Here is an 8829-nt window from a genome sequence, read left to right as displayed (position 1 = left end):
GCTTCCATACTTTGGGGCCTGATTTGATACGATTCGGATATAGTTCACCAGAACTATCGTAGCGGATTCAGATACTACAAGCTGCAAAAATCGTACTCAACTGAACTGGTCTGTCAACAGGGAATCTCATACCAGCGTCATATTTCAATTCACATCACCGGCAGAAATCGTTCCCGATAACCTGAAGACGACGTATCATAATCAGCCTACGTATCCGCCGGATCAGGGGCAGTGTCTGGTTCGACGGTTGGCGTGTGTGTTGTCAGCCGTAATTCGCGGAGCATGGCTCGTTTTTTGGTCTGGTGGGACTGCATCCGCCGCAGGATGTCGTCCAGAGTTTGCACCGCGTGGATTACGTGGGGGCCTTTGTTGAGCATGACGCATTCGGCCCGGTGTCCCATCGCCGCATCCGTGATTTCGGCGCGGGACGGCATCCCTTCCTTGGCGAGTGTTTCCAGCACTTGTGTCGCCCAGATGACGGGGACGTGGGCGGCTTCGCAGATCCAGAGGATTTCCTCCTGAACTTCCGCCAGACGCTCGAAACCACACTCGACAGCCAGGTCACCGCGGGCGATCATCACGCCGCAGCAGGGGGACCGCATGGCGGTGAGCAGCATGTCGGGCAGGTTCTCGAAGCCGCGCCGTGTTTCGATTTTCAGAACGATCGCGGGCTGGCGGCCATCCAGTTGTTTCAGGTGCTGCTGGAGCATCTCCACATCAGTGGCACGATTGGCGAAGGACATCTCGACCACGTCGGCGTGCCGGGCCACAAACGCCAGGTCTGCAAGATCCTGATCGGTCAACGCGTTCAGACTCAGATTGCTCTCGGGCAGATTGATTCCCTTGTCGGCTCTTAACTTCGCGCCGTTCATGCGGGTTTGGGTGATCCGGACGAGAACCCGTGTGCTTTCCACCTTTTCGATGATGCCGCCCATCTTTCCGTCATCGAACCAGATGGACTGCCCCGCGTGGACGTCGTGAAACACGTCCGGAATCGTGCAGCCGATCTGCGCTGGCGTGAGCACCTGCCCTGCACTGTCGTGGGTCGCGGGACGCCCCGGCTCCTGGTTGCGGGTCACAATCAACTGATCTCCCGGATAGAGCGTCAGAAAGTTCTCGATGGCCGGCAGATCGCCGACCACAGCCTCGCGATGTTTTGCTTCACTCCGTCCTCGCTCGTGTCGCAGAACAGTGCCGGGAATGAGATATGTGGTCTGTTTCGCCTCCGCCCAGCAACCCTCGTCGGTGATGTCCACAATGGTAAGAGTGCGTTTAGAACCGCGCGCGTCGGTCAGTGTGACCTTTTCTCCCGGATCAAGGAGAGACAGCCAGGTTTCCGGAACGGTGAGGCAGGCGTCCGCCGGCGAGGGGGAAGGTTGCGGGTTCGTTGTTGAAGACAACCAGACCCGTGCAGGTTCGGTGACCCGTCCAAAGACATCGCGGCGGGGACGGATTCGAACGACCGCCGGTCCCGGTTCCAGAGGTCCGGTACGCAGTTTCGGGCCCGCCAGATCCATAACAACCCGGCACGACCGCCCCAGCGCTTTCTCGGCGCGTCTCAAGTGTTCAATCATCCGCAACCACGCGGTGCTGTCGTCATGAGCGCAATTGATCCGCATGCATTCCATGCCCTGTTGCAGCAGGTCATGCACGAGGGCGTAATCGTCAGCCGCTTCGCCTGGCATCGTGACCATGATCCGCACCCAGCGTCCCGGGGTGGCAGGCCCCAGCAGGGTTTCGGTATGTTCGACCAGCAGTCGTTCCCCGGTGGCGAAATTGATCACCGCGGGCTCCGGTGAAGGCTGCGCTGGCGATGATTCCTCTGGAGAGTGTCCCGCCAGACGATGCAGCACTTCCAGAACCGCATCCACCGTGGCCATGACGTGCGACTCGGCCCGGCCGAGCGACGAAAGCCCGAGCGCAGCCAGCCGCAGCTGTAAGGGTCGGAGGTCGTGATGTCGCAGGGCGAGATAATGCAGCAGGTTACGGGCGCTCTCCTGATAGCTGGGGTGTACCAGATCGAGAAGGGACCGGGACCGGTCTGCTTCGATGACCATTTCCGTACGGAGGGTGGCGAGTTCTTTGAGGACTGGCTCATAGTCTTCAGAGCCGGGGCAAGAGCTGGTGACGCTGTGTTCCACAGTAAACTGGCATCCTCTCCGGAGGCCGCACTTGTAATGATACGGAAAAAATCTCAGTATGCTGCCACAATGGCTTCCCATACGGCGAGATACAAAAATCGTATCAGACTGAAGTGGTCTGTCAACCGAGAGCCTCGCAGCCGTGGTGTTCTTCACAGACAATTCATCAAGATTCACTCTGCAGAGAAAGTCTGGAAACGATATTCTGCATTTGACTGTCGGGTCATTTTGATTTTGTCTTGAACACCAGCAGGTAGGGCACGGCAGGATTATTTTCTGTGTCTCGAAAACTGTTGAACCGGCCTCGATTGAACCACAGGACATAGGTCTTGTCCGGTTCTAATTCCACAGGAATGACACACGTGCGTTTATCATCGAGATAGTGAATTCCTTTTCCTGTTTTGGGGAACGTTTCGTTCGAGATCTGGACGACAGCCCACATGCGTTCTGTGAGCATGTCTTTGCTGAAGGTGACAGAAATTTCTTTCAGCGCGGGATCGACTTCAGTACTTCCCGCCTGTGGGACCGTTTTGACCACCGCAGGGGGCAGTGTGTCCCAGGTGATTTCCCGGACTTCCCTTGTTCCGTTTCTGGTTGCGTAGGTACTGCTGGCGGAAGCTTTAATTGCCCATTGCGTGGAATCATCGCCGGCAACCAGTTGAACGGCATCAATTTCGTTCCACCCTTTGACGCGTCTTGTATCGAGGTAAATCTGAATCGATTGCGATACCAGTTTGGATGCCGGCTTCACCTCAAAAATTGCGGGCGCTTTGTTGACGGGTTCGTTCCCTTCCCAAATCAAAACTTCCATGCCGTCCTTATCGAACACCGTGACTTTACTGACCGTGCCGGGGTTGAAGTTTTCATAAATGCGAATCGCCTGCACTTCAACGGGGGTCTTGTACTCCAGTTTGATCCACTCAGCGCCCTTGTTCGGATCGAGCGAAGCCCAGGCTGTCTGCTGATCACCTGCTTTGAGTGAATTGGCCTCTCCCGTGGCTTGATCGGGCGACCAGGGAAGATTTTCGCCTGAGGCCGCGTAAGCGGGCGACGTCAAAAGAAGCAAACTCAGGATCAACAATCGTGTACTTTGGATTCTCTGCATTAGTACTCATCCTTAATTGGAACTAAAGCCTAGATTGTCCCGCGGCGTGAGGAACACCGACAGCGGATGTTTCTGGATCGTCATTTTGTTACCTCGAAACCGACATCAATTACACCCAGTTTTGGGTCGCTTACGTCTACTGTATCGTCAGAAATGAGTTTTGCAAACAAATCTGAGAAGAAATCGCGCCCGGTCTTTTTGTCAAATTTTCCTCGGCTATTCGCACGAGGGGAAAATATCGATTAATTCCTGTCACCGGCCGCAGTGATTTCGTCTCTGGTATTATGTAACCACTGAGGTATTATAAAACTGCTGGACCGAGAGGGCTTCCGATGAACTCTACTAATTCGTTTAACTTGAGTGCAGTAACCGATGCGGAGCTGATTCAGCGTTGCGGGCAGGGGGACCAGATTGCCTATGGACAGATCGTGGAGCGATATCAGTCTCTGGTGTGTTCTGTTGCCTATAACCGCTGTGGGGATCTGGCCTTGAGTGAGGATCTGGCGCAGGAAGCATTCATTCTCGCCTGGCAAAAACTGGTCGATCTGAAGGACGTCAGCAAGTTTAAGGCATGGATTTGCACCATCGTACGTAATCTGGCCAATCGATCTGCGCAAGGTAAGGGACGCGAAGTCACTCGCACGGCACATCTGGATGCAGTGCCTGATATTCCTGCGGAAATTCCCTCTCCGGTCGAACGGGCGGTGAGCGCGGAAGAAGAGAAGCTGGTCTGGCAGGCGCTGGCGGATGTGCCGGAGAGTTACCGCGAGCCTTTGATTTTGTTCTATCGAGAAGGGCAGTCGGTGGCGCGGGTCGCTGCAGCGCTGGACCTGTCTCAAGATGCTGTGAAGCAGCGCCTGTCGCGCGGCCGGAAACTGCTGCGACTGCAACTGGCCAGCGTCGTCGAAACTGTGCTGGTGAATTCCAAACCGTCCAAGGCGTTCAGAGGGGCCGTGCTGTTGGGCCTCTCCGGGGCAACAGCCCCGTCGGCGACTGCAGCCGGATTCACGACGGCAACGGTGGCGAAATCGGCTGCGGGTATTGGAGCGGGAAACGGACTGAGCAGTCTCTTTCTCGCGCCGCTGCTGAATCTACCCGTGATCGCCTGGTTGCTGAAATTGTCATTTCATGAAACGCGTTCGGAACAGGAGCGCCAGTTATTGCACCGCAGCTACTTTATTGCGTTTTGTGGTTTTGTCGTCTTCCTGATCGCCCTCGGTTCCTCGTTCTGGTGGCAGCAGTCTGTTGAACCTCCTGTGCTGCGCGCATTGATTCCCGCTGTGTTGATGGGGCTGTTCGGTTTTCCCTGGACCATTTATTGTCGACGGATGGGAAAACAGATCGAAGCCATCCGCGCCGAAGAGGGGACAGCCACTCCACTCAGGCCGCTCGTTGTAGCCGATCACGGCGAGGCGATTGCAGTAAAGACGTACGTACGCTTCTGCCTCAGCGCGCTGACGGTGATGGCGGTTCCCGCCCTCTTACCGCTCGTCGCGCGTGACTGGCTGGTCTTCGTGGCGATGTTCATTGCAGCGAACAGCGTCGGTTTCGCAGCAGCCCAACTCAGCCTGCGATTTCCCAAGCGGTCTTTCCAGTTTTTTGGTATGAGCAACGGGGTGACCGCACTGACTGCGATTGGCATCCTGTTTTGGCGGCAGGGTGTCTGGGCGTCAGCATTTGCCGACTTCATGCTGTGGTTCGTGGGAGCCATCACGGCTGTGAACCTGGTTTCAGTTTTCCTGACCACGATTGCCTGGCAACGGGTTTACGGCAAACCCGGCGATGATTGATCATTGGAAAACTGCGCTGTCAGCGGCTCCGCATACCACTGATTCGGTCTTAATTGTTCAATAACCATAAGAGGGCAGGGGGGAGTTCCTCAGCCCAGCAGGCCGGGTCGTGACCTCCTGAGAACTCGGCATAATGGACGTCCTGTCCCGCAGCGGTCAGTTTCTGTGCCAGGCGTCGAACGGAATCAAGCTGGTTAGTTTTCTGAAACAGTCCGGATGGGGGATGAGTGACCTGTTCTTCCAACTCCTGGTTTCCCACGCTGATCCAGAAGCGGCTTGTGTTTTTTTCTCCCTGCGTTAAAGACGATGCAAGCCATTCGTCGTTCCACCAGGCGGAAGGGGACTGACATAAAGTGCCGGAGAAGGTGGCCTGATGCCTCAAAGTGGTAAAAGCCGCCGAAAGGGCACTTAAACTGAGGCCACACAGAAAAAGCCGGTCAAACTGATTTACTGTTCGCTTGATCCAGCGACACAGGTCGGTCGCGACAAACAACGAAAAGTTTTCGTTGCAGGTGAAATCGGCATGACGGGCTGCTGCATCCAGACTGGAGACATAAACGCTGGTCACGGGGGGTAAGATGCCTGCTGCCTGTGCATCCCGGATGATCTCAGGCGCATTGACGCGGTCGGCGTACAATTCGCCATCCAGAAAAATGAGACAATCATCAGCCGGTCCGGTAATCGCGGGTTCAACCCATACCTTGCGAGGTGCGTCTAGAAATTTGCTTGTGATTTCTGATTGTATGGTCATTGGAAAATCGAATCAAACTGAAGTTGTCTGTCAGCAAAAAAATGCGAGTCATCGCGGCAGCGAATTTCGTCACACGATGGCTACTTCATCTGACTGAGTACAATTTTATCGAACAGTTTGTCGCCGAGCATGCGTTTGACGCGCGGCAGGAGTTTCGCATCCATGGTGGTCGCGTAGCGCGTTTTGGGGTTTCTGGCTTCGATGGCTTTGACAACGGCATTCGCCGTGCTTTCGGGGCCGGGGCTTTTGGAATACAGTTTACTGGTAAATTTGCGGAAGGCGGCGACCAGCGGTTTGTAGTCTTCCGCGTGGTTCAGGCTGTCCAGCGTCGCGAAAGCGACTTCGTCGAATTCCGTTTTGACGGCTCCCGGTTCAATCACGACGACATCAATGCCCAGCGACTTGACTTCCATTCGCAGCGCATCGGAAAACGCTTCCACCGCGTGTTTGGTGGAAGCATACCAGCCCAGCACCGCGGTCGAGACGTGACCCACGACCGAGGCGGTATTGATAATTCGTCCGGAACCCTGTTTCCGCATGTGTGGCAGCACGGCCTGCACCAGTCGTCCCATTCCAAACACGTTGACATCGTATTGCCGCTGAATTTCTTCCAGGGGCACGCATTCAATCGTACCATACGAGCCATAACCGGCGTTGTTGAACAGCACGTCGATCCGCTGCTGTTCTTCAATGATTTTCGCTACACCGGCGTAAACCGAATCGGTATCCGTGACATCCATATGCATGATGTGCGCGCCTTGTGCTTCCAGGTCACGCATCTTCTCGACCCGTCGGGCGGCCGCGTAGACGGTGTAACCTTTCGCCAGCAGTTTTTCCGCCACCAGTTTTCCAAACCCGGCCGAAGCCCCTGTAATCAATACGGTTTGCATAGTGCTCTGACTCCATTCGATTTGTGGTGATCATTCCATGTACGGCTCTAAAAACCGTCGAATTCCGCTCCGAATCGTAACAGACACGGGTAGGCTGTCAATCGAGGACTCTGGCAGAGAGTGAGAACGGGCGATCGTGTTCGTCTGCCTGGTGAGTTTCCTGTCACTTTGATCGCACTTCCAGATGATTCATTGAACATCGTGTGAAAGCGGGTTACTATTGGGAACAGGCTGTCATCATTTCGAAACGAAGCCATAGATTTTCATTGAGAGTGATTTGAACTCCTCTTCATTCAATAAGCTGATAGAACAGATCCCATGAGTATCAGACGCCCTGTAGTTGAAGTCATCGATCAATCGCTGGTGGAGATTCTGAAGAAACAGGCTCCGGAAGCGCGACTGAAAATCGCAGCAGGAATGTGGGAGACGGCGCGGGTTATGGTTCGGGGAACGCTGTCGCAGGAGCATCCGGAGTGGAGCGAGGCAACACTCAATCGTGAGGTGGCAAAACGGCTTTGCCATCAGGAAGTCAGGCATCTCTATGAGTGAGATCAAACCGTATGAGCTGATGCAGGCAGTGGTCGATTGAACTTTTTGTGATTTTCCACTTGCCTTCTGCGAATTCGAAAAAACAGTCACTGCAGAGGCACAAAAAAACGCTCGCTGTCATTTCTGACAACGAGCGTGATAAGCGAGGCCGACGGGACTTGAACCCGCAACCCCCGGATCGACAGTCCGGTACTCTAACCAATTGAGCTACGGCCCCTTACAGGTGGTCGGCGATAATAGGCAAACATTTTCGTGAATGCCACTTCTCCGACACAAAAATTCATGAGAATGTTCTAAAATTTCTCATTTTGAACTCATTGTATGAATGCCTGAGTTCAGTTTCCAATATAACGAGACGGGCAGGGCACGACAAGTCATACGAAAATCGTATTCTTTGAATCGGAATTCTTACCTAAACACATTAAGGATAACACGTTATTTCGCTGAAAAAAGGCAAGTTCACAAGCGTCCCGGGTTAGTCTGTAATCGTTGTGCGGTAAAAAGCATTTGCAGCAGCTACGCCGGCGCCGGGTGTGAGGTGATAGCCAGCGTGCAGCAGACACTGATCCAGAGCCGCCAGAAACAGCAGCACATGCGTATTTCGGCTGCTCTCACCCATCAGGCCAATGCGCCAGGTTTTGCCTTTCATCGGTCCCAGACCGCCGCCGATTTCGATCCCGAACCGGTGCAAAAGGTGTTTGCGAATGGCGGCGTCATCGACGCCATCGGGGATCTTGACCGCGTTCAGCATGGGGAGTTGATGATCTTCTGCCACGGCAAACTGAATGCCCATCGCTTCCAGACCTGCCTTCAGTGCGCAGTGGTTGGCGTAATGACGCGAAAAGCGATTTTCCATCCCTTCATCCAGGACCAGTCGTAAGGCCTGGTGCAGGCCGTAGTTCATATTAATCGGTGCCGTATGATGGTAGGCCCGCGATTCGCCCCAGTAGGAACGCACTAGTGACATGTCCAGATACCAGCTTGCAACCTTCGTCTTCCGGGCATCCATCGCGGCGACCGCGCGTGAACTGAATGTAACCGGAGACAGGCCGGGGGGACAACTGAGGCACTTTTGCGTTCCACTGTAAGCGGCGTCGATATTCCATTCATCAATTTTGACAGGCATTCCTCCCAGCGAGGTCACGCAGTCGACCAGCAGTAACGCGTCTGCCTCGTGAACCGCTTCCGAAATCTCTTTCAGCGATTGGGCGGCTCCCGTAGATGTCTCGGCATGCACGATGCCTAAGACTTTGGGTTTTTCTTTCTTGAGCACCTCGACAATTTCATCGACTGAAAACACTTCGCCGAACGGGCGCGTAATCTGAACGACCTCAGCGCCAATGCGACCGGCGACATCCGCCATCCGACCGCCAAAGACACCATTCGTGCAGACCACGATTTTGTCACCCGGTTCGAGCAGATTCACCACACAGGTTTCCATTCCCGCACTTCCGGTGCCACTGACAGCCAGCGTGAGTTCGTTCGTTGTATGAAAGATCGTTCTGAGCATATTCTGAACTTCATCCATGATTTTCAGAAAATAAGGATCAAGATGGCCTACCGTCGGAGCCCCCATCGCAGCCAGGACGCTGGCGGAAACATC

7 protein-coding genes and 1 tRNA gene are annotated in these 8829 nt (G+C 54.6%); 2 read left to right on the top strand and 6 right to left on the bottom strand.

All coding sequences use genetic code 11. The features are described 5' to 3' along the window. Positions 1–206 precede the first annotated feature (206 nt). Together Q0294_RS18655 and Q0294_RS18650 are read right to left on the bottom strand one after the other, a co-directional pair. Complete coding sequence (locus Q0294_RS18655; RefSeq protein WP_299468468.1) at positions 207–2141, bottom strand: pyruvate kinase; 1935 nt, start codon at positions 2139–2141, stop codon at positions 207–209. 223 nt (positions 2142–2364) lie between these two features. Next, positions 2365–3246 carry an Ig-like domain-containing protein gene (locus Q0294_RS18650; RefSeq protein WP_299468466.1) on the bottom strand — a complete coding sequence of 294 codons (882 nt, stop codon included), beginning with the start codon at positions 3244–3246 and terminating at the stop codon, positions 2365–2367. A 332-nt stretch (positions 3247–3578) separates the two neighbouring features. On the opposite strand from Q0294_RS18650, the gene Q0294_RS18645 reads away from it, so the two are divergent. Next, positions 3579–5036, top strand: coding sequence for a sigma-70 family RNA polymerase sigma factor (locus tag Q0294_RS18645; RefSeq protein ID WP_299468464.1), 1458 nt, complete (start codon positions 3579–3581; stop codon positions 5034–5036). Between the two features lie 49 nt (positions 5037–5085). On the opposite strand, the gene Q0294_RS18640 is transcribed toward Q0294_RS18645, so the two are convergent. Continuing rightward, positions 5086–5787: an alpha/beta hydrolase-fold protein gene (locus tag Q0294_RS18640; RefSeq protein WP_299468462.1), complete on the bottom strand. Its 702-nt coding sequence runs from the start codon at positions 5785–5787 to the stop codon at positions 5086–5088. A gap of 80 nt (positions 5788–5867) precedes the next feature. Beyond that, entirely contained in the window at positions 5868–6677 is an 810-nt protein-coding gene (locus Q0294_RS18635; RefSeq protein ID WP_299468460.1) for an oxidoreductase, read from the bottom strand. A gap of 318 nt (positions 6678–6995) precedes the next feature. Between Q0294_RS18635 and Q0294_RS18630 the strand changes: the two genes are divergently transcribed. Next, positions 6996–7226 carry a hypothetical protein gene (locus tag Q0294_RS18630; RefSeq protein WP_299468458.1) on the top strand — a complete coding sequence of 77 codons (231 nt, stop codon included), beginning with the start codon at positions 6996–6998 and terminating at the stop codon, positions 7224–7226. A gap of 143 nt (positions 7227–7369) precedes the next feature. Here Q0294_RS18630 and Q0294_RS18625 read toward each other — a convergent pair. Both Q0294_RS18625 and Q0294_RS18620 read right to left on the bottom strand, forming a co-directional pair. Next, positions 7370–7443, bottom strand: a tRNA-Asp gene (locus Q0294_RS18625). 258 nt (positions 7444–7701) lie between these two features. Then, positions 7702–8829, bottom strand: a 1128-nt coding sequence (locus Q0294_RS18620; RefSeq protein ID WP_299468456.1) for an alanine--glyoxylate aminotransferase family protein, incomplete at its 5' end; no start/stop codon positions are given.

Origin of the sequence: uncultured Gimesia sp., from assembly GCF_937919775.1 — a bacterium.
GTDB lineage: Bacteria > Planctomycetota > Planctomycetia > Planctomycetales > Planctomycetaceae > Gimesia.
This window is presented reverse-complemented; position numbering and strand designations above follow the sequence as displayed.

What these genes read in the sequence shown, in the direction of transcription:
- Q0294_RS18650 (WP_299468466.1), bottom strand. Translation starts at nt 3,246, where the DNA reads ATGCAGAGAATCCAAAGTACACGATTGTTGATCCTGAGTTTGCTTCTT.
- Q0294_RS18645 (WP_299468464.1), top strand. Translation starts at nt 3,579, where the DNA reads ATGAACTCTACTAATTCGTTTAACTTGAGTGCAGTAACCGATGCGGAG.
- Q0294_RS18640 (WP_299468462.1), bottom strand. Translation starts at nt 5,787, where the DNA reads ATGACCATACAATCAGAAATCACAAGCAAATTTCTAGACGCACCTCGC.
- Q0294_RS18635 (WP_299468460.1), bottom strand. Translation starts at nt 6,677, where the DNA reads ATGCAAACCGTATTGATTACAGGGGCTTCGGCCGGGTTTGGAAAACTG.
- Q0294_RS18630 (WP_299468458.1), top strand. Translation starts at nt 6,996, where the DNA reads ATGAGTATCAGACGCCCTGTAGTTGAAGTCATCGATCAATCGCTGGTG.